The 21276-nt window shown below is 37.0% G+C and carries 21 protein-coding genes and 1 tRNA gene; 11 read left to right on the plus strand and 11 right to left on the minus strand.

What is annotated here, in order from left to right:
- The first annotated feature begins 186 nt into the window (after positions 1–186).
- The 3 genes from topA to crcB all read left to right on the plus strand — a co-directional run bounded on the left by topA (position 187) and on the right by crcB (position 4169).
- Positions 187–2301: a type I DNA topoisomerase gene (gene topA / locus CVS97_RS05855; protein WP_107785411.1), complete on the plus strand. Its 2115-nt coding sequence runs from the start codon at positions 187–189 to the stop codon at positions 2299–2301.
- A 675-nt stretch (positions 2302–2976) separates the two neighbouring features.
- Positions 2977–3816, plus strand: a complete 840-nt coding sequence (locus tag CVS97_RS05860; RefSeq protein WP_107785412.1) for a biotin synthase — start codon at positions 2977–2979, stop codon at positions 3814–3816.
- Positions 3816–4169, plus strand: a complete 354-nt coding sequence (gene crcB / locus CVS97_RS05865; protein ID WP_107785413.1) for a fluoride efflux transporter CrcB — start codon at positions 3816–3818, stop codon at positions 4167–4169. Before CVS97_RS05860 ends, crcB begins: the two co-directional genes overlap by 1 nt.
- 418 nt (positions 4170–4587) lie before the next feature.
- Here crcB and CVS97_RS05870 read toward each other — a convergent pair whose 3' ends face one another.
- Positions 4588–5070, minus strand: coding sequence for a hypothetical protein (locus CVS97_RS05870; protein ID WP_107785451.1), 483 nt, complete (start codon positions 5068–5070; stop codon positions 4588–4590).
- 117 nt (positions 5071–5187) lie between these two features.
- On the opposite strand from CVS97_RS05870, the gene CVS97_RS05875 reads away from it, so the two are divergent.
- Genes CVS97_RS05875 through CVS97_RS05885 form a run of 3 tightly spaced genes read left to right on the plus strand, consistent with a single transcriptional unit; the run spans position 5188 to position 8434 of the window.
- Complete coding sequence (locus CVS97_RS05875) at positions 5188–6351, plus strand: cation:proton antiporter (RefSeq protein ID WP_072595383.1); 1164 nt, start codon at positions 5188–5190, stop codon at positions 6349–6351.
- A 2-nt stretch (positions 6352–6353) separates the two neighbouring features.
- Positions 6354–7631 (plus strand): citrate synthase, encoded by a 1278-nt coding sequence (locus tag CVS97_RS05880; RefSeq protein ID WP_084109619.1) that lies wholly within the window; start codon positions 6354–6356, stop codon positions 7629–7631.
- Positions 7628–8434 carry a 3'(2'),5'-bisphosphate nucleotidase CysQ gene (locus CVS97_RS05885; protein ID WP_107785414.1) on the plus strand — a complete coding sequence of 269 codons (807 nt, stop codon included), beginning with the start codon at positions 7628–7630 and terminating at the stop codon, positions 8432–8434. Before CVS97_RS05880 ends, CVS97_RS05885 begins: the two co-directional genes overlap by 4 nt.
- A 3-nt stretch (positions 8435–8437) precedes the next feature.
- On the opposite strand, the gene CVS97_RS05890 is transcribed toward CVS97_RS05885, so the two are convergent.
- The 7 genes from CVS97_RS05890 to CVS97_RS05920 are packed head-to-tail and all read right to left on the minus strand — an operon-like array spanning position 8438 to position 14007.
- Positions 8438–9994: a class I SAM-dependent methyltransferase gene (locus CVS97_RS05890; protein ID WP_107785415.1), complete on the minus strand. Its 1557-nt coding sequence runs from the start codon at positions 9992–9994 to the stop codon at positions 8438–8440.
- An 8-nt stretch (positions 9995–10002) separates the two neighbouring features.
- Positions 10003–10500, minus strand: coding sequence for a redoxin family protein (locus tag CVS97_RS05895; RefSeq protein ID WP_107785416.1), 498 nt, complete (start codon positions 10498–10500; stop codon positions 10003–10005).
- 48 nt (positions 10501–10548) lie between these two features.
- Positions 10549–11226, minus strand: coding sequence for a molybdate ABC transporter permease subunit (gene modB, locus CVS97_RS05900; RefSeq protein WP_107785417.1), 678 nt, complete (start codon positions 11224–11226; stop codon positions 10549–10551).
- Positions 11223–12080, minus strand: coding sequence for a sulfate/molybdate ABC transporter ATP-binding protein (locus tag CVS97_RS05905; RefSeq protein ID WP_107785418.1), 858 nt, complete (start codon positions 12078–12080; stop codon positions 11223–11225). The genes modB and CVS97_RS05905 overlap by 4 nt, the downstream gene beginning before the upstream one ends.
- Positions 12077–12472: a TOBE domain-containing protein gene (locus CVS97_RS05910; RefSeq protein ID WP_107785419.1), complete on the minus strand. Its 396-nt coding sequence runs from the start codon at positions 12470–12472 to the stop codon at positions 12077–12079. Before CVS97_RS05910 ends, CVS97_RS05905 begins: the two co-directional genes overlap by 4 nt.
- Positions 12469–13224: a molybdate ABC transporter substrate-binding protein gene (gene modA, locus CVS97_RS05915; RefSeq protein WP_085658670.1), complete on the minus strand. Its 756-nt coding sequence runs from the start codon at positions 13222–13224 to the stop codon at positions 12469–12471. The genes CVS97_RS05910 and modA (CVS97_RS05915) overlap by 4 nt, the downstream gene beginning before the upstream one ends.
- Complete coding sequence (locus CVS97_RS05920; protein WP_054197213.1) at positions 13225–14007, minus strand: TOBE domain-containing protein; 783 nt, start codon at positions 14005–14007, stop codon at positions 13225–13227.
- Positions 14008–14172: 165 nt separating this feature from the next.
- Between CVS97_RS05920 and CVS97_RS05925 the strand changes: the two genes are divergently transcribed.
- The 3 genes from CVS97_RS05925 to CVS97_RS05935 are packed head-to-tail and all read left to right on the plus strand — an operon-like array spanning position 14173 to position 17932.
- Positions 14173–14883, plus strand: coding sequence for a VacJ family lipoprotein (locus tag CVS97_RS05925; protein WP_107785420.1), 711 nt, complete (start codon positions 14173–14175; stop codon positions 14881–14883).
- Between the two features lie 2 nt (positions 14884–14885).
- Positions 14886–15488: an ABC transporter substrate-binding protein gene (locus CVS97_RS05930; RefSeq protein ID WP_103651245.1), complete on the plus strand. Its 603-nt coding sequence runs from the start codon at positions 14886–14888 to the stop codon at positions 15486–15488.
- Positions 15488–17932 carry an efflux RND transporter permease subunit gene (locus CVS97_RS05935; RefSeq protein ID WP_107785421.1) on the plus strand — a complete coding sequence of 815 codons (2445 nt, stop codon included), beginning with the start codon at positions 15488–15490 and terminating at the stop codon, positions 17930–17932. Before CVS97_RS05930 ends, CVS97_RS05935 begins: the two co-directional genes overlap by 1 nt.
- Positions 17933–17939: 7 nt before the next feature.
- Here CVS97_RS05935 and CVS97_RS05940 read toward each other — a convergent pair whose 3' ends face one another.
- A complete protein-coding gene (locus CVS97_RS05940) occupies positions 17940–18515 on the minus strand; it encodes a BON domain-containing protein (protein WP_107785422.1) in 576 nt (191 codons plus the stop codon).
- Positions 18516–18590: 75 nt separating this feature from the next.
- On the opposite strand from CVS97_RS05940, the gene CVS97_RS09235 reads away from it, so the two are divergent.
- Positions 18591–18688: transfer RNA gene (locus CVS97_RS09235), tRNA-Sec, on the plus strand.
- A gap of 6 nt (positions 18689–18694) precedes the next feature.
- Here CVS97_RS09235 and CVS97_RS05945 read toward each other — a convergent pair.
- A complete protein-coding gene (locus CVS97_RS05945) occupies positions 18695–19354 on the minus strand; it encodes a molybdate ABC transporter permease subunit (protein ID WP_107785423.1) in 660 nt (219 codons plus the stop codon).
- Positions 19355–19362: 8 nt separating this feature from the next.
- Entirely contained in the window at positions 19363–20061 is a 699-nt protein-coding gene (modA, locus tag CVS97_RS05950; protein ID WP_107785424.1) for a molybdate ABC transporter substrate-binding protein, read from the minus strand.
- Positions 20062–20186: 125 nt separating this feature from the next.
- Here modA (CVS97_RS05950) and CVS97_RS05955 point away from each other — a divergent pair, with 125 nt between their 5' ends.
- The gene (locus CVS97_RS05955) at positions 20187–21275 is read left to right on the plus strand and encodes a nicotinate phosphoribosyltransferase (protein ID WP_107785425.1); all 1089 of its coding nucleotides are present in this window, start codon (positions 20187–20189) and stop codon (positions 21273–21275) included.
- Position 21276: the final 1 nt, after the last annotated feature.

A 21276-nucleotide genomic window follows, 5' to 3' on the forward strand; every position in this document is an offset into this window, starting at 1 on the left:
TCCTTTTAATTTTTTAGTTACGACTTCTTGTCGCACAAAAACTATATCGTGAAATTTTCTAAAAACTTTATAGGCATGAATGAAAAAATTTTTAAAATAATAAAGACGGATTTGATTTTTACACCTTGATACTTTAAAAATTATTTTTGCTACAATTACGCCAAAAAAATTAAAGGCTATATATAAATGAAAAGCTTAATCATCGTGGAATCTCCTGCAAAAGCAAAGACTATCAAAAATTTTCTAGATAAAAGCTACAACGTCATCGCCTCAAAAGGTCACATCAGAGACCTGCCAAAAACGAGCTTTGGCATCAAGATAGAAGATGATAAATTTACCCCAGAATACCGCGTCAGCAGCGATCACTCCGCCATCGTAAAAGAGATAAAAGAGCTTGCTAAGGGTGCAGATGAAATTTACCTCGCGACCGATGAGGATAGAGAGGGTGAGGCGATCGCGTTTCATATCGCAAACGCCATCGGCAAAGAGCCAACAAGCCTGCCTCGCATCGTATTTCACGAGATCACTAAAAGCGCCATACAAAACGCTCTAAAAAGCCCAAGACACGTCGATATGAATAGCGTCAATGCCCAGCAAACAAGGCGTTTGCTCGACCGCATCGTTGGCTACAAGCTAAGCCCACTTTTAAATTTAAAGATACAAAAAGGCTTAAGCGCTGGCCGTGTGCAAAGTGCGGCACTAAAGATAATAGTTGACCGTGAGCGTGAAATTCAAGCATTTAAGCCGGTTGAGTACTACACTATCGACACCGTCTTTAAAAAAGACCTAGACGCTGAGCTAGTTAAATTTGAAAACCAAAAGATCGAAAAGCTCACTATCCAAAATCCAGACCGCGCAAAATACATCATTGAAAATTTACAAAATGAGAAATTTAGCGTCCGTGAGATCGAGAGCAAGGATAGAAAGATCCAGCCAAGTCCGCCATTTATGACATCAACACTTCAGCAAAGTGCGAGCAACCGCCTTGGCTTTAGCCCTAAAAAGACCATGATGATCGCACAAAGCCTCTATGAGGGTGTACAAACAAACGAAGGCTTCATGGGTGCGATCACTTATATGAGAACGGATAGCTTAAATTTAGCCAAAGAGGCTGTCGCGGCCGCTAGAGAGCATATATTGCAAAACTACGGCAAAGAGTATCTGCCAGCCAAAGCGATAAGCTACATGACAAGCTCAAAAGGCGCGCAAGAAGCCCACGAAGCGATCCGCCCAACAAATTTAAGCTTCACACCACAAATTGCTGCTAAATTTCTAGAAAAGGATGCGCTAAAACTCTACACGCTCATATACAATAGATTTTTAGCCTGCCAAATGAGCGCATGTGTGAGCCAAACGCAAAATGTCTTTGTCACAAGTGAGAAAGGCGAGTTTAAGATAAGTGGCAGAAAAGTGCTATTTGACGGCTTTTACAAGGTTTATGGCGAGCTTGATAAAGATAAAATTTTGCCAAATTTAAAAAAAGGCGACGAGATGAGTTTGCAGAGCATAAAAAGCACGCAAAATTTCACCGAGCCACCAGCTAGATACTCTGAAGCTGGACTTGTTAAGAAGTTAGAGAGTCTAGGCATCGGCCGCCCAAGTACCTACGCACCGACTATCACACTGCTAACTTCAAGAGACTACGTGAGGGTCGAGAAAAAGCAGCTCATACCAAACGAGATCGCATTTAGCATGATAGGCGTTTTGGAGGAGCACTTTAGCAACATTGTCGATAGTGAATTTACTTCACATCTTGAAGAAAAGCTCGATGAGATCGCACTTGACAAGGCTGATTGGCAAAAGGTGCTAAGCGACTTTTACTATCCATTTATGGAAAAAATTAGCGCTGGCAAAACTGGAATAAAAAGCCTAAAAACAGCTACTCCAATCGGCGAGAAGTGCCCAGAGTGTGGAAGCGAGCTAGTGCTTAGAAAGGGCAGATACGGCGAGTTTATCGCTTGCTCAAATTTCCCAAAATGCAAATACTCAAGAAACGTCGCAAAAGATAATGAAAAGAGTGCAGAAGCAGGCACTACTGGGGTGGTAAAGCCAAAACGTGAGCTTAAAAAGCTTGATGTGCCGTGTCCAAAATGTGGCGGTGAGATCGTCGAGAGATTTAGCAGACGCGGTAAATTTTACGGGTGTGCCAACTATCCAAAATGCGACTTCGTCTCAAACTACGAGCCGGTTGAGCAAAAATGCGACGAATGTGGCAGCGATATGATCAAAAAAGAGCTTAAAAAAGGCACATTTATAGAGTGTACAAAATGTAAGAAAAAGACCCTTATCTCTGAAAACTAAAAATTTCTAGCCAAATCTGAGCCCTTGAGCCTAAATTTGGCTTTTATAAATTTGGAATTTAAAATACCTGACAGTACCGCTAAGCTTAGCCAGTACAGAGGGTAAAAGAGCCTCGTCATAAACTGCACTCAGTTAGATGGTAGCTTCACATCGTAGTACCTATTTTTTGGACTTTTTGGCGAGCTTAGCGCTTTACCAAATTTAAAAACAGATCTTTTAAAAGAGAGAGCGGAAATTTATAAGAGAAAGTAATGTCATAAAATTTAAGCTTTTCGCATAGCTTTTAATAAATTTATATCTTGGAGCAAATTTTAAAATTCCATTCACTCGCAAGAATTGACTGCTAAAATTTAGCTTCGCTTACCGCTTAACTCAAATTCTAAAGCCAAAATTACTCGTTCATGAAATTTTAAAATTTATCTGATACTTACCAGATATACGAACGCATGCAGTGCAAAATCGCTATTGCATGTACTTCTAACGTGCGAAGGGCTTAGAAGATTTAAATGGGGATAAGGGGGGCGACTTACGCAATTCAAGCCCCTTTGCCCCCCCCTTTTTTGAATAAAAATAAATTTATACATTTCATCAAACTATTTTTGCAAATTCATAAATCACCCTACTTAAATTTTAAACCTACCAAAGCTATAATGCTCCCCAAAAAAAGGATCAAAAATGAAAACAATTATGCTCTGTGCGATATGCTCAGTCACTCAAGGAAACTGCGCCGAGGACTGCGCTTACTGCACACAAAGTGCCAAAGCTGGCGCCGATATCTCAAAATTTAAAGAAAAAAGCGTGCAGCAGGTGGTGGAAGAGGCCAAAATGGCTTATAAAAACCACGCTCTTGGCTTTTGTTTAGTCACAAGCGGTGCTAGACTAAATGACAAAAAGACCGACTATATCGCATCTTTAGCAAGAGCCGTGAGCAAAGAAGTGCCAAATTTGATGCTCATCGCATGTAACGGCATGGCAACCTACGAGCAGCTTAGTGAGCTTAAAAAAGCTGGCGTTTTTAGCTACAACCACAACCTTGAAACAAGCCGAGAATTTTTCCCAAAAATTTGTAAAACTCACACTTGGGACGAGAGATATCAGACAAATTTAGATGCAAAAAGGGCTGGACTCATGCTTTGTACTGGTGGTATTTACGGCGTTGGCGAGAGTGAGGCTGATAGGGTGAGCTTTAGAGCTAGTCTAAAAGAGCTTGAGCCATTTTCGTCACCGATAAATTTTTTCATTAAAAATGAAGCGCTGAGTCTTGATCTGCCTCCTCTTAGTACGGATGAAGCCCTAAAAATAGTGCGTGAGACCAAAAGAGATCTACCAGAAACTAGAGTCATGATAGCTGGTGGCAGAGAGAAAATTTTAGGCGATAGACAATACGAGGTCTTTGAAAATGGCGCCGATGCGATCGTCATTGGCGACTATTTGACAGCAAAAGGCGAGAAAGCTAGTAAGGATATCGAGGAGCTTACAAAGCTCGGTTTTAGCTTCGCTAGTATCTGCCACTAATGCTTGTAAATTTACTTTTTGTAGGGCTTGGAGGATTTATAGGAGCTGGATGCAGGTTCTTAGCTGGCGAGCTACTAAAATTTAGCCACTTTCCGCTAGCCACACTTGGCGTAAATGTGCTTGGCAGCTTTATTATCGGCGTTTTGTTTTGTCTAAATTTAAGCCAAAACGCGAGGATGTTCTTGGTCGTTGGCATACTTGGCGGATTTACGACATTTTCAAGCTTTAGCCTTGATAGTGTGAAATTTTTACTAGAAGGCGAGCTGGTAAAAGGCTTTTTAAATATCTTTTTAAACCTTATCCTCTGCCTGCTTGCAAGCTATCTTGGTATTTTGTTTGGTAAGAATTTGTGAGAGCTTGCAAATTTAACAGAGTTTAAATTTTGCTAAATTTTCTTAATCGCATGCAGTGCTTTAGCGCCATTGCATGCACTTTGAACGTGCGAGGGGATTGGGGGATTTAAAAAGGGGGATAAGGGGACGGCTTCGTAACTCGAGTCCCCTTGTTTCCCTTTTGAATAAAAAAACCTAAAAATAAAAAAGTCTGTATTTTTAAAAATAGAATTTTACTATCGCGAAAATTTTAAAATTCTATTCACTCGCAAGAATTGACTACTGATTTTAGGTCTCGCAAAGCTTGCCACTAAAATCAGAGCCGAAATTACTCGTTCATGAAATTTTAAAATTTACTTGACGCTTATCTGACTTGATAAATAAAAATTTGTCGTAGTTTTTAATCGCATGCGGTACAAAACATGCCACATCCACCTTTCTACCTAGCTTCTACCTTTGGCATCTGAAGCATAAAATTTCTAGCTTCACTTAAAAGTACAGGCTTAAGCCCATCTACTAGAGTTTTTGGATCATAAATTCTCTCATATGAAAGTATTAAGACTCCATCTTTTTTAAGTAAAAAGTGGATTATTTCTATATTTTTACTGCTAGTTTCATCTTTTATGAGAGCTAAAATTTGATCATTCTCTTCACTATAAAGCACTTCTTTAGCTTCTTTTATCTTCTTTTTTAGCTCAGCAAGCATACTTTCACTTTTTATATTTTTGTCAAATTTTACTCTAAAGCCTACAAAATGCTCATCAAAATTTTCATTTTTTAAAAAGTAAAAGCTCTCATCTTTGGCTGTATTTTTCTTATAAAAAACGCTTCCATCAAATTTAAAACTTTGAACCAAACTTAGCTCGTCTGCAAAGCCAAAAATTCCAAAAAACATCAAGACAAAAAATAGAAATTTACGCATAAATTTGCACTCCAAATTTTTAAAAATTTGTCGCCATTTTGCCCAAAAATCGCTTAGCTTAATCAAAAAATAACAAAGCTTTTTATACAATCAAACATTTTTAATTTAAGGATCTTTTTGCAGTTACATCAAGCTAGCGAGCTTAGTATTCTTGTCGTTTTGGCATTTATCGTCTTTGCTTCGCCTTATATTTCTAAAATTTTACGCATTCCTGTCGCTCCTGCTGAGATAATACTTGGAGCACTAGCTAGCTACATCGGGCTTGTCGGCGAAAATGAGATGTTTAAGCTAATTAGCGAAGTTGGCTTTTTCTTTTTGATGTTTCTAGCTGGTATGGAAATCGATCTTAGAATGCTTATAAATATTGACCGCAAAATTTTACGCCTGGGGCTTATCTATCTTGCGCTCATTTACTCGCTAGCAACTGCACTTACGTTTAGTTTTGATCTTAGTTTGCTTTATATTATCATTATCCCGATAATGGCCGTTGGCATGATATTTACGCTATTTAAAGAGTATGGCAGAGATGTAAAATGGCTAAATTTAAGCATGCTTATTGCAACTATTGGCGAGCTTATAAGCATTACGCTTTTGACATTTATAGCAGCCTATTTGCAGTTTGGAGCTAGCATAAATTTATGGCTAACGATTGGCTATTTGATCTTATTTTTAGCTATCAGCGTACTTAGCTTTAAAATTTTAGATGTGCTTTTTTGGTGGTATCCTGGGCTTAAAGTGATCCTTATGCCACACTACGATAAGGACGAAAAAGATATTAGACTAAGCATTGCTGTATTTTTTTCGATGATTGCACTTATGCTTTATTTGAATTTAGAGGTCGCCTTTGGCGCGTTTATCGCGGGTATGTTTATAGCGACATTTTTTGATCATAAAAAAGACTTACCGCACAAGCTTTCAAGTTTTGGATTTGGTTTTTTGGTACCGATATTTTTTATACACATAGGCTCAACCTTCAAGCTCTCAAGCCTAAGCTCAAATGAAGTGATAAAAGATGCTATTTTTATATTTTGTGCGATGCTTGCCACAAGGCTTTTTTCAAGTGTGTTATTTGTAGGAAAATTAGGATTTAAGGGGATATTTTTGTTTTCTCTCTCACAATCCATGCCACTCACACTTCTAGTAGCAGTTGCTACTATCGCACACAGATCAGGTGAGATAAGTGATTATTCTTACTCATCTTTTATCCTAGCAAGCCTAGCTCAAGCTATAATAGGGACAATAATTATAAAATTTCTAATGCAATCAAGAAGTAAGGAGTAAAAATGTCATCAAATACAGCTACGCTAACTGATAACAGAACCGGCAAGAGTTACGAGTTTCCTATACTAAAAGGCACTATGGGACCTGATGTGATAGACATCTCGACATTTTTTAGTGATACTGGAATGTTTACTTTTGACAGAGGTTATACTTCAACTGCGATGTGTCGCTCGGCGATAACTTATATAGACGGCTTAAAAGGCGAACTAATGTATAGAGGTTATGATATCGCGTATTTGGCCGAAAATAAGACATTTTTAGACGTGGCATATTTACTCTTAAACAAAGAGCTTCCAACAAATGATCAGTATATAAATTTTAAAACCGAACTTAAAAAAAGAAGCTTTATACATGAAGGCATGATGAAGCTCTTTGACGCATTTCCAGACAAAGCTCACCCTATGGCGATCTTACAAGCAGCGGTCTCAGCCCTAAGTGCGTTTTACTCAGATCACCTAAATATGGATAAACCTGAAGAGTATCACGAGATGGCTATGCGTATAATCGCTAAAATTCCAACGATCGCGGCCTTTAGTTACCGCTACTCACGCGGGCTTCCTATCATATATCCAAATTTAGATCGTGGCTTTACTGAAAATTTCCTCTACATGATGAGGGGCTATCCATACGAGCACGTCGATCTTAAACCAATCGAGATAAAAGCACTTGACACGGTCTTTATGCTGCACGCAGATCATGAGCAAAATGCTTCGACTACGACTGTTAGAACCGTTGGCTCAACGCACGCTCACCCATACGCATGTATAAGTGCCGGCATCGGCGCACTTTGGGGCTGGGCTCATGGTGGGGCAAACGAGGGCGTTATCCGTCAGCTTGAAGAGATCGGCTCGGTCGCAAATGTCGATAGATACATCGCTAGAGCAAAGGATAAAAACGATCCATTTAGGCTAATGGGCTTTGGTCACAGGGTCTATAAAAATTTTGACCCTCGCGCAAAAGTGCTCAAAAAAATGAGAGATCAGCTCATGGACGAGATAGGCATCAACTCAGAGCTTATCAAGATCGCAAACCGTATCGAGGAGATCGCGCTAAATGATGACTACTTTGTAAGCAGAAATTTATATCCAAACGTTGATTTTCACTCAGGGCTCATCCTAAAGGCGCTTGGCATACCAAATAATATGTTTGCCGTAATCTTCGTCATCGGCAGGACTCCAGGCTGGATCAGCCAGTGGATCGAGCTAAAAGAGCAAGATACGATAAAGATCGTCCGCCCAAGACAGCTTTATGTTGGAGAGACAAACAGAACACCAAAATGAGCGAGCTTCTAAATTTAGCTAAAAAAGCAGCCGTTAATGCTGGAGCGCAAATAATGAAATTTTACTCCGCAGATAATACGGCTCTTAAAGTCTGCCTAAAAGATGACAGCTCACCACTAACTAGCGCTGATCTAGCCGCAAATGAAACAATACTAAAAGTTCTAAGTGAAAGTGGGATAAAAATTTGCTCTGAAGAGAGTATCTTGCAAGAAAGCGATAAAGACAAGTTTTGGCTCGTAGATCCTCTTGATGGCACTAAAGAATTTCTAGCTAGAAACGGCGAATTTTGCGTTTGCATAGCGCTTATAAAAAAAGCTAGACCAGTGCTTGGCGTGATATTTATCCCGGTTAGCAAAGAGCTTTTTTATGCTGATGAAAATGGCGCTTTTAAAGAAATTTTAGATGACAATGATGAAATCATAAATAGAGTTGATTTAAATAAAAAAGATAAAAATTTAGACAATCTAATCTTTTCAAGTAGAAGAGGCGATACCAAAGAGATAGAATTTATAGGACAGAGCTTAAATTTTGAGCAAAGGTGCATCGGCTCAGCCATAAAATTTTGCCGTTTGGTTGAATTTGGTGGAGCTTATTTGAGATTTGCCCCAAGCTACCTTTGGGACAATGCAGCAGGAGAAGCGCTCGTAAATTTTTGTGGCGGAAAAGTATTTGACGCTAATAGCAGCAAAGAGATGAGCTACGAGCTTGCTGATTTAAAAAGTCCATTTTTCATAGCTCTCTCAAAAAACACACTAAATCTAAAAGATAAAATCACACAACTATATAAGCAAAGTAAAATTTAAACCTTAAATTTCTTCTAGTAGATAAAGCATGCTAGCTATTTTTGCTGTGCCTAGCACGTAGCTCATTATGTTTGCTGCGACTTTATCTTTTTTAAGCACTTTGCCATTTATGTCAAATATATCTTCGTTGTTCTCTTTGATAAATTTTAAGGTTTTTGCTGCGACATCTTCTAAGCTATTTTTACCATCAAGCAATAAAAGTATGTAATAATCGATATTGTTAAGCTTTCTTGAGATACTAAATTTATTAGCAAAAACAACATCGGCATTATTTTTATGATTTAAAAAATATCTGACATAATTTATTAAATTTTGACTAAGCCTTGAGTAGCCGGGCCTATACTCGATATTTTTTTGCTCATCTTTTAAAATCATTGCATCAGACGAGTTTGTTAAAATTCTTACAAAAGCGCTATAAACCATGAGCTTATCTTCTGGCAAAATTTCTAAAATCTGAGAAAGGTTTATGCTAGCTGGATACATCTTATAAAAGACCTCGCAAAGCCATGATATATCTTGTGGCATAGCACCATAACTATCTTGCCACTGGTTATCTTTCTTTATAAAATCTGCCACAACGTGAATTTTATTGATATCGCTTGGGCCTATTTGTTTATTGGCTATACTCTCATAAGTCTTGCTATGGACTATTAGGCTTTGTCTAAATACTTTGTTACTAATCATATCCATGAATTGCTCTAGATCGATTCTGTCCTTAAACTTGTTATTTTTGTATTCATCTACTACGGCTGTGCCAACATCTGGGGTAAAAATATCATCAAGCGTATACTCACAAAGATAAGTAAGATCATTTTTGGCAAGCATGGCATTAAAATCTTTAAAATAAAATGGATCATTTGTGTATTCTAAAAACTCATGAGCTATGTAAAAGTCATCTTTTGAGAGCACATGTTCTGTTACAAAAAGAAGCATCTTAAGAGGCATCTTCCCTTCATAAATTTCTTCATCTCTTGTTAACAAATATTCTTTATAGACTAAAAGTGCTTCTTTGGCTGCTTTTAATCTCTCTTGCATGCTCTCTTTATCTTTTGCGGCAAGTAGCATTATATCTCTTACGATGTCTTTTACTTTCCAGCCAGGATAAACATTATAAGAGATAAATGCCACGCCATTTGTACTTAAATTCTCTCTTACGACTTTTAATATAGCTTCTTTTACAAAGTCAGGCACCCAGCTAAAAACGCCATGAGCGATGATATAGTCAAATTTCTCATCGCTTTTAAATTCGCAAATATCGCCGTGTATAAGCTCTAAATTTGTAAGCCCCATTTCTTTAACGATCTCTTGTCCACGCCTTATCTGCTCGCCACTAAGATCTATGCCAACTACTTTTGCATTTTTGTTATTTACTGCAAATGGGATCAAATTTCCGCCAAAGCTACATCCTATCTCTAAAACTCTTGCATTTTCGCATGGCGGTGGGGTTATGCCAAGAAGTGTCGCACAAGCTTCAAGCCTATATGGCGACGATTGGGCAAAAGCTATTGATTTATAAGTTAGCTCATCATAAGACTTCTCGATTTTGCTATTTTGGCTCATTTTAACTCCTAATAGTCTTTTTCTTTGATTTTTTCTAGCATATTTTTAGCATCATTCTCAGGATCATCCACTATATATGCGCGCCTTATCTTGCCATCTTTTATGATAAGTGTTTGTCTAAAATAAAATTTATGTCCATTTGATGCAGAAAAAACCGGAAGTTCAAGCGCCCTCTCAAGCATAAACTCACTATCGTTTAGAAACATAACACCTGCTGAAGTCTCTTCTTGAAATTTCTTTTGAGCTGCGATATCTTGTGAGCTAATAGCCACTACCATGAAACCAAGATCGTTAAAATCTTTTAAAAATTTCTTGTAGTTTATCGCTTGTTTGGTACAGCCCTTCATACCCGCAGTATTTTGCAATTGCTCACTTAAAAGACTAAAGTCCTCGCCTATCTTTGGGTAGATAAAAATGACACAGTCATGCGTCCTTGCAAAGGCGGAAAAATCAAATTCCTTACCATCTAAGGTATTTAAATATATACTTGTAGGCACTTTTATCATACTTCATCCTTTAAAATTTTTTACTATTATATCTTTATAAGCTTTGTCTTAAGCTTTTTTAGAATTTAAAAGATAAACTACGAAAAGAACAAAAAAGCTAATTATTAACATCAAAAGTGCATAGACATGAGCCTTGGTGTAATCAAGCATTTCAACCGCTTCAAATATCGCAATGCTCGCAACCTTGCTCTCTCCAGCTACGCTACCGCCTATCATTAAAACAACGCCAAATTCACCCATAGTGTGAGCAAAACTAACGACAGTAGCTGTTAATAAATTTGATCTAATACTTGGCAAAATCACCCTAAAAATAGTCGTGAGCTTATTTTTGCCAAGGCTATAACTTGCTTCAAAAAGGCTCTTTTTTAGGCTATTTAGCCCAGCATAAATCGGCCCAAACATAAATGGCAATGAATAGATACAACTTGCCACAACAAGACCTGTGAAGTTAAAAACAAGCCTAACTCCAAAAATTTCTTCAATAAATTTACCAAAGGCCGAATAAGGCGAAAGAAAAATGAGCAGATAAAAGCCAAGAACACTTGGTGGCAAAACCAAAGGTAGTGAGATTACCGACTCTAAAAACGACTTGCCAAAAAATTTCTTTTGAGACATAAAATAGGCAAGTGCGATGCAGACAAAAAATAAAATAAACGTTGTTATAAAAGATAATTTTAGTGATAGCCAAAATGGCTCGTAATCGATACTTCTTAACTCGTCTATCATGCTTTTTCCAAATTTACGCTAAATGCTTTTGTGCTAACTACTACCATATCGCCTGCTTTTAGATTCATTGCTTCGCTACTACTTAGCACCACTTCACAAATTTGGCGGTTTATTAATACATTTGCCACGTAAATAGCATCACGTTTTTTTATCTCTAAAATTTTAGCGTTAAAGGCAAATTTCTGCGATCCTGCACTCTTTAAAAATATCTCACTTGCACTACCTGATCTTGAAATTTTTCCATTCTCAAGGACAAAGACTTTATTGCAAAGCTTATAAATTTCAGCGATATCATGGCTTACTAAAATAATGCTCATCTTAAACTCATCATGAAGTGTGAGTAAATAGTCTTGAAGTTTCTCACGCATGGCATTATCAAGCGCACTTAACGGCTCATCAAGTAGTAAAATTTCAGGCTTTCTCATAACCGCACGAGCCAAAGCAACACGTTGCTTTTGACCGCCAGAAAGAGTGCTAATTTTTGCATTTTTTAGGCTGGTTAGACCGCAGATATCAAGAAGTTTATTCGCTAGAGCTAGATCATTTTTTGCAAAGAGTAAATTTTTAAAGACATTCATATTTTCAAAAAGTGCATAGTCTTGAAATAAAAAGCCGATATTTCGCTTTTGTGGAGCCAAATTTGTCTTTTCATCAAAGAAAATTTTATCTCCAACCTTTATAAAGCCACTTTGTGGTGCTTCAAAACCAGCGATCAAGCGTAAAATAGTAGTCTTTCCGCCACCGCTTGCTCCATAAAGTGCGACAAAATCACCACTTTCAAAACTAAGGTCAGCCTCAAGTAAAAATTTTCCGCCACCGCCATTTAGCTCTTTTTTACAAGAAATTTCTATCATTTTTGTGTACTTATGTGAATGCTTGTAGATTTTATATAGGCAAAGACTTCATCGTTTTCACCTACGTTCATGATTTTTAATGCGTGATTTGAGATAATAGCTTCGAAGTAAATTTCGCCACACTTCAAGCTAATAACACTTAAAATTTCACCAAAATTTATAGCTTCAATCACACACTTTAGCTCGTTTTCAAGCGAGCTATTGCTTAGTTTGTCTTTTGACAAGATAACATCAGAGCTTTTAAAACCTAAGTCGATCTCATCATCTAAGGTAAATTTGCTAGCCTCATTCAAGACTAGCATAAATAAATTCGCCTCTAAATTTAGACCCTTTAGCTCAAATAAGCTAACGTCATCTTTAGTCAAAATTCCAACGATCTTTGCTCTTATCATTTAGCTGGAACGTTGTAACCAAATTTCTTGAAAATTTCTCTTGATTTATCACCTAAGATAAACTCGTAAAATGCTTTTGCATCATCATTTTTTTCAGCATGTTTTAGAAGAACGATGCCTTGATCGATCGGAGTGTATAGCTCTTGTGGAACAAAGATGTAATTAACGCCCTCTTTGTATTTTGACATTTTCTCATCAAAAAGTGCGCTAGCAGCGATAAAGCCTACATCAGAAGCACTTAATGCCTGAGATAGAGTTTCAGAAATTTTTTGAGCATAGACGATATTTTTTTCTACTTCGTCATAAAGCTTTGCGTTTTTAAGAGCCTCTATACTAGCTTTGCCGTATGGTGCAGTTTGTGGATTTGCAATAGAAATCGCCTTTAAGCCACGAACAACTTCGATACCTTTTTTGAAATCAACATTTCTAATAGAAAAGATAGCAACAGCGCCTTGTGCATAAACTTTTGGAGCAGCTACTGCAAAGCCTGTATCATAGGCTTTTTGCGCAAAGCCCATATCAGCAGCCATAAAGATATCAGCTGGAGCTGAATTTTGTATCTGTGTAACAAGACCACCGCTTGCGCCAAGAGTTAGGTTGATTTTGGCATCTGGATGAAGCTTATTAAACTCTTTTATAAGCTCTGGAAATGCGTATGTTGTGTTTGCTGCAGCATATACATTTACTTCAGCGCCAAATGCGTTTATGGCAAGCAAAGCTGCCACACATAAAAATTTAAAAACTTTTCTCATTTAAACTCCTATAATGATTTGAGATGATTTTACTATTGCTAAAAGTGTATCGCCAACACCTATTTTCATCTGGATAGCACTATCTTTTGTGATGATAGCAGTTAAAGTCTGTTCATCGCTTAGCTTTAAAGTGATTTCAGCATTTACAGCACCTATCTTTGCTTCGATCACTTCGCCTTTTAATTGATTTTTTGTGCTTATTTTTATATCTAGATCCTTAGCCAAAATGACAGCTGGAGCTTTAAAAATATAAATAACTTTTTGTCCAACTTTTAGACCTAAATTTTTCTCACTTTCAACCGTGATGTTTGACTCAAGCGTGCAGCCATTACTTAGTTTTGCAATTATTTGAGAATTTACCGCACCGCGGTTTATGCCAATAATCTCACATGAGAGCTGATTTCTGGCACTTAAGTTCATATTCATTCTTTGAAGATTTACAATATCTACATCCTCAAAATCTACTTTTTGACAAATTTTTTGTAAAAAATCCTTTTGAGTCTCAAGAATGGCATCATAAATTTTTATCAGTTTATTAGCATACTCGCTTAGCTCAGAGCCACTATTTTTTTTATTTCCATCAGCTCTAATAATAAGCGGCTTGCTACTTTTGTTATTTATCGTATCAAGACAGTCCCAAGCATTTTTATATGATATACCAACCAATTCTGCTGCTTTTGTGATACTTTTTGTCTCTTTTATGGCCTTTAATAATGTAATATGTTTAGCTAAAACCTGTGTATCTTCGCCTAAAAATAGTTCTAAATTTATATCTGCTTTCAAAATTTTTACCTTTACTATATTAGAGAATAATTTGTGAAGTATATCTAATTATATTAATCCTTAAGCTTAAAGATTTAAGCCAATTTATAAATTTCTCTTAATTTCTTGTAAAGTTTTTAAAAGATAAAATCGAGCTACATTTTATAAATAAAAATAAGGCTTAGTATGAAATTTTTGCTTTCTATCTTTTTTAGTTTGCTTTTAGCCTGTGCTAATACGGGCATAAATACGAATAGTGAAAGCGACGAATTTGATGTTGAATTTGAAGCAAGAAAAGATGTTTTTGACCCGCTTAGTGGCTACAATAGAATGATGACACATGCAAATGACTTTATCTATGTAAATATGCTAACTCCGGTGGCAAAAGGCTATGCCTACGTTGTGCCAAAAACAGCTAGAACAATGGTTTCAAATTTCTTTGACAATCTGCTTTTCCCGGTTCGCTTTGTAAATAATCTACTTCAGTTTAAATTTCAAAACGCTGGCGAAGAGACATTGAGATTTTTAGCAAATACGATAATAGGTTTTGGCGGACTAACAGACGGAGCAAAATACTACAACCTCAAACCTCACGATGAAGATTTTGGACAAACGCTTGGATATTGGGGGCTTGGCAGCGGTTTTCATATAGTTTGGCCACTTATTGGACCATCAAATTTAAGAGATACTGGTGGCATGGTCGGAGATTATTTTGCTGATCCTATTAGCTACGTTGATCCTATACTTTTATCAACTGGTATCAAGTCATATAGAGCGTTTAATAGCTTTTCACAAGATCCAACTGCTTATGAAAAACTAAGAAAAGATGCTATTGACCTTTATCCATTTTTACGCGATGCTTACGAGCAAAGACGCGATAAGCTTATCAAGGAGTAAATATGAAAATTTTAAAAATTCTAACTATGATTTTACTTTTTACAACTAGCCTTTTTGCTATTTCAAAAGAGCAGATCAAGCCTGAAGTAGAGATGAAAACAACAAAGGTTATTGAAATTTTAAAAGATACAAATTTAGACAATAACGCAAAGACAAAAGAAATTTTTGCTCTTCTTGATCCATTTTTTGACTATAAGCAAATGGCAAAGATAAGCCTTGGCAAACGTTACAACAGCCTAAGTAGCGACGAGCAAGCTAAATTTGACGCAGCATTTGAGCAAAAACTAAAAAGCTCATACATAGATAAACTTTTAGGGTACAAAGACCAAGAGATACATATAACTGGTGAGAGCGAACCTCAAAAAAATAGATACTGGCTCACATCCGAGCTTGTAAATGATGGCAAGAGCTACGAATTTGTCTATAAATTTTATGACGCTAAAGAGCGTGGTTGGCTCATTTACGATCTTGATATCGTTGGTGTAAGCATCATTCAAACATACAGAAGTCAGTTTGGTGATGTGCTAAATAACGCTGATTTTAATACTCTTTTACAAAAGCTAAACGAAGCTGTTTTGCCTGATCAAAATAAAACTAACCCTTAATGCGACAAATTTTTAAATTTATCATTGCTAAAAACAAGCTTATTATTGCTCTAATTTTAGCTTTAAGCGTAGTTTTTGGCTATCTTAGCACTAAGCTTAGCGTTGATGCATCAGCTGAAACGCTACTGCTTGAGCATGATCCTGACTTAAAAGCTTATAGAGAGATAGCCAAACGCTACGACTCACCCGGATTTTTAGTGGTCGCTTTTACTCCAAAAGATGACCTTTTTTCACCTAAAAATTTAGAACTTATCAAAAATTTAGGCGATGAACTAGCTAAAAACGATATGGTAAATAGCGTCATCTCTATAATAAATATTCCGCTTTTAAATAGTGTAAAAGGCGGGATCACGGGCATCTTAGATCATACTCCAACGCTGCAAGATAAAGATATAAATATTTCAAAAGCGAAGCTCGAGTTTGCCAAAAGTCCGATTTACAGCGGAAATTTGATAAGCAAAGATCTAAAAACCACAGCAATTGCTCTAAATTTAAAACAAGATGAGAAATTTAATGAGCTTGTAAATGAGAGAAATTTGCTTAGCCAAAAAGAGTCAAACGGCACTATCACACAAGCTGAGCGACTTAAGCTAGAGGCTCTTGCCTATGAGTTTAAAGCCTACCGAGACGAGCTTAGAAAGAGCGATCACGAAAACCTTGAGGCCATAAAAGCAACCATAGCTAAATTTAACGCAAATGACGAGCTATTCTTAGGCGGCGCAAATATGATCGCTGATGATATGATAGGCTTTATAAAGAACGATCTTTTGGTTTATGGCTTAAGCGTACTTGCTCTTCTTAGCTTTAGTTTGTGGCTATTTTTCAGGCAGGTTAGATGGATAGTTTTGCCGATGTTTATATGTGCCGTAAGTGCCATTTTTACGACCGGAATTTTTGGTATATTTGACTGGGAAGTGACGGTCATTAGCTCAAACTACATCGCACTTCAGCTTATCATTACTATTTCAACTGTGATTCACCTTGTCGTTAGCTACCGAGAATTTTACGTAAAGCATCCAAAATATAGCCAAAATCAGCTAATTTATCTAACGCTTCGCGATAAATTCTCTCCATCTTTTTGGGCGATATTTACCACGGTTATTGGCTTTAGCTCACTTATGAGCGCTGACATAAAGCCAGTTATCATGCTTGGCGTTATGATGAGTACTGGCATTAGCGTTTCGCTTGTGCTTTCATTTTTATTATTTGGTGCAATAAATGTAAATTTAAAAAAATTAGCTCCTATTATAACCTTTGAAAATAGCTTTAAATTTACAAAATACTGCGCAAATTTAGCCTTAAACTCAAGAAAGATTATCTACGTAGTTTGCGTTCTAGTCGTTTGTTTTGGCGTTTATGGTATCAGCAAGATAAAGGTTGAAAATAGCTTCATTGGCTACTTTAAAGAAAGTACAGAAATTCGCCAAGGAATGCAAGTCATTGATACTAAGCTTGGTGGCACGATACCGGTTGATGTGATAGTGAAATTTAAAGAGCAAAAACAAGAAAAAAATGCCGAGCAAGATGAGTTTGAAAATGAGTTTGAAAGCAACGCTAAGGATGCAAAGTACTGGTTTAATAGCTATCACACAAGGGTTGCTGAGAAGATTCACGACTATTTAAAAGAGCAAAAATTTGTCGGACATGTAAGCTCGCTAGCAACGCTCATAAAAGCCATAAAAGAGCTAAATAACGGTGCGAGTGATGATTTTTTATTAGCTGCGATGTATGAGAAATTACCACAAAGTTATAAAAATATCTTATTAAGTCCCTATGTAAGCGTTGAAAATGATGAACTTAGATTTAGTATAAGGATCGTCGATAGCGACTCTGATCTTAGACGAAATTTATTTCTAAAGGAGCTTAGAGAAGGGCTAGCACAGCTTACTAAAAATGACAATGTAAGCATAGAAGTTGCCGGAATGATGGTGCTTTATAACAATATGCTTCAAAATTTACTTAGCTCACAAGTTGATACTTTTGGACTAACTGTCGCTATACTTTTTGTCATATTTTGCTTTATTTTTAGAAGCATAAAGCTAGCAACCATTGCAATAGTTTCAAATTTAATCCCACTTTGCACACTCTTTGGTGTGATGGGATTTTTTGGCATTCCGCTTGATGTGATGAGCATTACGATCGCAGCCATTAGTATAGGTATCGGCGTTGATGATATTATCCATTACATCCACCGATTTAAAGAAGAAATGCTTACAAAAAGCGTTTTTGAGAGCATTAAAGTCGCGCACGCAAGCATCGGATATGCGATGTATTACACATCATTCACTATTTTTCTTGGCTTTAGCGTGATGATAACTAGCAATTTTATCCCAACTATATATTTTGGCTTACTAACCGATCTTGTTATGGTATTTATGCTTCTTGGCGCGCTAATCATCTTACCAAGCCTCATTGCAAGCTTTGTAAAAAAGAGCGATATTTAAGCTAAATTTATTTGATAACTTTAATAAATGAGTAGACATCGGCCACGCCGTCAATGTGCTTAGCGTACCAAATAGCATGTTTTTCTTGCTCTATACTATCGACAACGCCACTAAAAACAACATCGCAGCCAACGATACTAACACGCACATTTGTTCCTTCGACTATACTATCTTTGAAAAGGTTTTGTTTTAAATTTGCAAGAATTTTTAGACTATCGCATGGATACTCTGGCTTTTTTATGCGAAGATAGGTGTAAATTTCTCGTACACCATCTGTATTTTTGGCTAGTCCTACTAACTTATCTTCAAGCTCTTTGCTATCAACAAGTCCGATCAGATAAGCATCTCCGTAAAAAACCTCTATCTCGATATCAATATTACTAAGCCCTTTTGAAAATAAAATTTTGCTTTGCAATTTGCTTTGTATAAATTTATCTCTTGTGATCGAGTAAATACCACGTTTATCACGTGAAATAGAGTACGCATCATATACATTTAGCGGCGCAGTTGCTGGAGAAAGAACCGAAGAGCAAGAGCAAAAAAATAGAGCCAAAAATGCAAAAACGCTAAATTTTAAAATCAGAAATCCTTTTGTAATTTCAAAAAGTTTATAGAAAATGGGCTAAAATTTATCTAAATCTGCTAAAATAACGCGCACGGAGGATAAAGTAATCTGGTGATGCTCACGGGCTTCAAACCCGATGACTGGGCGGTTGACCGTCTGGTGGGGAGTTCGATTCTCTCATCCTCTCGCCACTCACTTTAAATTTTACTTTTATCAAGCAAATTTATAATCCCAAACAAAATAAAGCTTAATACAACCAAAACAAGGCTTAAAACTAGTGCTTCATCGCTTTTACCATCGTATACAGCATTATAAATGGCAAGCGAAATAGTGTCTGTTTTGCCTATGATATTGCCACCCAAAATTAGTGTTATGCCAACCTCGCCAAGCCCACGCGAGAGAGCTAGGATAAAAGCCGCTGCTACGCTTTTTGCAACGCATGGGAAGAGCACAAAAATAGCTGTTTGAAATTTATCTTTTCCAAGGCTATATGCTGCTTCACTTAGGCTCTTTGAAAGTGAGCCAAGAGCAGAAGCGACAGGCTTTACAAATAGTGGCAGCGAAGCTATAAAAGCAGCTAACACAAGGGCCTTAAAACTAAAAATAATCTCTAAATTTAAAGCCTTGCCGACGATGCCATTTTTACCAAGCAGATAAAGCAGTAAAAATCCAGTAGCAATGGGTGGAAAGATGAGTGGAAAAGTTACGATCATCTCTAAAATAGCTTTAAATTTGGCCTTACCAAAAGCTAAATAATAAGCCAAAGCCAGCCCAAAAACGATAAGCAAAGCCCCTTGGCACAAAACGACCTTTATGCTTAAAAATAGCGGATCAAAAAGCCAAGAGAGCTCTTGCAAATTTCGCCTTATCTTATGCCAAATTTAGTGTAAATTTCTTTTGATCTCTCGCTCTTTAGCTCATTTAAAAATTTCTCACAATCAGCCTTTTTATCGCATCCTTCAAGCTTTGCAGCTACGATGTTTGCTGGAGCATAAAGCGATTTGTCTATCAAGATAAAACTACCAAATTCATCTTTGTGTGCATTTAGTTCAGTCTGGTTGATGAACCCAGCATCAACTTCACCGTTTAATACATAAGTAACGACTTGTGGTACGCCAGCAACTGCTAAAATTTTATCCTTTAGCTCGCCACTTAAATTTGCTTTTTGCATAAATTCATTCGCTCTTTTACCATAAACTGTCTTTACAGCATCTGGCATAGCGATCTTAGAAAGCGCTTTTAGCTCTTCAACTTTTTCTATTTTCACACCCTTTTTAGTAGCCAGCGCCAAAGCACCTGAGCCTAAATTTACGTATTCAGCGATCTTTAGATCAGACTTTTTCAAAAAGTCTTCATCGCCCACGATCACGTCAGTTTTGCCCTCTTTTGCCTGAGCCATGATCGCTGTGATGTTTGCAAAAGAAGTGTCGATATTTACGCCATCTTTTTTGAGATTTTGTGCGACTGCTTCGACTATCTTTTTATATCCGCCACCAGCACTTACTAGCAAATTTTCATTGCCAAATGCAAAAATTGCAACCATTAAAAGTAAGAACTTTTTCATATTTTTCCTTTAAAAGTAAAATTTCAAGATTTTATAAAATATACTCTTATACATTCTTAAAATATATTTTTATAATTTTTACTTTTCTACCAAAATGCTATAATCACGATAAAAAAAGGACAGACATGAACGAACTTGAGCTAAAGATGCAAGGCAAGATAAAAAGGCTAACAGATAAGACTTTTAGGCTAGATCCAAGGATCGGCGAGGGCTACTTTACTGCGAAATATTTTCTAAAAGTAAATGAGATAATTAAGCAAAATTTACCCGATCAGCATGTGACGATGCAGTTTTTCCAAAGGCGTGATGATATCGTGCTTTGCGGCATTGACGAAGTTTTAGCCGTCATCAATAAATTTGCCAAAGACCCAAGCGAGCTTGAAATTTATGCACTTAATGATGGCGATATAATAAATGCAAACGAGCCAGTTTTAAAGATAAGCGGCAAGTATGAAAATTTTGGCTTTTTAGAAAACGTGATCGACGCGACCCTTACTAGAAGAAGCTGCGTGGCGACAAATTCAAGAGACGTAATAAGAGCGGCAAATGGCAAGGACGTCTTTAGCATGGCGGATAGGCAAGATGACATCTGCACGCAACCAGGCGACGGCTATGCATCATTTGTAGGCGGTATCAAAAAGGTCGCTACTGACGCTCAGGGCGAGCTTACTGGGCTAAAAGGTGGTGGCACCATGCCTCATGCGCTTATTCAAATGTGTGGTGGGGATATAGTAAAAGCCTCAGAAATTTATGCTAAAACCTTTAAAAATGAGAAGATTACGGCCTTAGTGGACTATAACAACGATGTGATCACAGATGCATTAAAGGCTGCAAACGCATTAAAAGAGAGGCTTGGTGCGGTTAGAGTCGATACTAGTAAAAATTTGATTGATAAATATTTTGATGATAAGGATACTAGCGGGTTTGACCCACATGGCGTTTGCAAGGAGCTTATATTTGCTCTAAGAGAGACGCTTGATAAAGCTGGCTTTAAATACGTTAAAATCGTCGTTAGCTCAGGCTTTAGTCCTAAGGTTATAAAAGAATTTGAAGCTTATAACACGCCAGTTGATACTTATGGCGTGGGAAGTTATCTTGTTAAAAATGACATTTGTGGCTTTACTGGTGATCTAGTCGAGCTAAACGGCAAAGATGAGGCAAAATTTGGTAGGAAAAATTTTGCCTCAGATAGGCTAAAGAGAGTGAAATTTTAAG

The sequence above is a fragment of the Campylobacter concisus genome (genome assembly GCF_003049735.1).
Taxonomy (GTDB): domain Bacteria; phylum Campylobacterota; class Campylobacteria; order Campylobacterales; family Campylobacteraceae; genus Campylobacter_A; species Campylobacter_A concisus_AN.

What these genes read in the sequence shown, in the direction of transcription:
- topA (WP_107785411.1), top strand. Translation starts at nt 187, where the DNA reads ATGAAAAGCTTAATCATCGTGGAATCTCCTGCAAAAGCAAAGACTATC.
- crcB (WP_107785413.1), top strand. Translation starts at nt 3,816, where the DNA reads ATGCTTGTAAATTTACTTTTTGTAGGGCTTGGAGGATTTATAGGAGCT.
- modA (WP_085658670.1), bottom strand. Translation starts at nt 13,224, where the DNA reads ATGAGAAAAGTTTTTAAATTTTTATGTGTGGCAGCTTTGCTTGCCATA.
- CVS97_RS05880 (WP_084109619.1), top strand. Translation starts at nt 6,354, where the DNA reads ATGTCATCAAATACAGCTACGCTAACTGATAACAGAACCGGCAAGAGT.
- CVS97_RS05885 (WP_107785414.1), top strand. Translation starts at nt 7,628, where the DNA reads ATGAGCGAGCTTCTAAATTTAGCTAAAAAAGCAGCCGTTAATGCTGGA.
- CVS97_RS05870 (WP_107785451.1), bottom strand. Translation starts at nt 5,070, where the DNA reads ATGCGTAAATTTCTATTTTTTGTCTTGATGTTTTTTGGAATTTTTGGC.
- CVS97_RS05860 (WP_107785412.1), top strand. Translation starts at nt 2,977, where the DNA reads ATGAAAACAATTATGCTCTGTGCGATATGCTCAGTCACTCAAGGAAAC.
- modB (WP_107785417.1), bottom strand. Translation starts at nt 11,226, where the DNA reads ATGATAGACGAGTTAAGAAGTATCGATTACGAGCCATTTTGGCTATCA.
- CVS97_RS05955 (WP_107785425.1), top strand. Translation starts at nt 20,187, where the DNA reads ATGAACGAACTTGAGCTAAAGATGCAAGGCAAGATAAAAAGGCTAACA.
- CVS97_RS05925 (WP_107785420.1), top strand. Translation starts at nt 14,173, where the DNA reads ATGAAATTTTTGCTTTCTATCTTTTTTAGTTTGCTTTTAGCCTGTGCT.
- CVS97_RS05910 (WP_107785419.1), bottom strand. Translation starts at nt 12,472, where the DNA reads ATGATAAGAGCAAAGATCGTTGGAATTTTGACTAAAGATGACGTTAGC.
- CVS97_RS05890 (WP_107785415.1), bottom strand. Translation starts at nt 9,994, where the DNA reads ATGAGCCAAAATAGCAAAATCGAGAAGTCTTATGATGAGCTAACTTAT.
- CVS97_RS05905 (WP_107785418.1), bottom strand. Translation starts at nt 12,080, where the DNA reads ATGATAGAAATTTCTTGTAAAAAAGAGCTAAATGGCGGTGGCGGAAAA.
- modA (WP_107785424.1), bottom strand. Translation starts at nt 20,061, where the DNA reads ATGAAAAAGTTCTTACTTTTAATGGTTGCAATTTTTGCATTTGGCAAT.
- CVS97_RS05935 (WP_107785421.1), top strand. Translation starts at nt 15,488, where the DNA reads ATGCGACAAATTTTTAAATTTATCATTGCTAAAAACAAGCTTATTATT.
- CVS97_RS05930 (WP_103651245.1), top strand. Translation starts at nt 14,886, where the DNA reads ATGAAAATTTTAAAAATTCTAACTATGATTTTACTTTTTACAACTAGC.
- CVS97_RS05895 (WP_107785416.1), bottom strand. Translation starts at nt 10,500, where the DNA reads ATGATAAAAGTGCCTACAAGTATATATTTAAATACCTTAGATGGTAAG.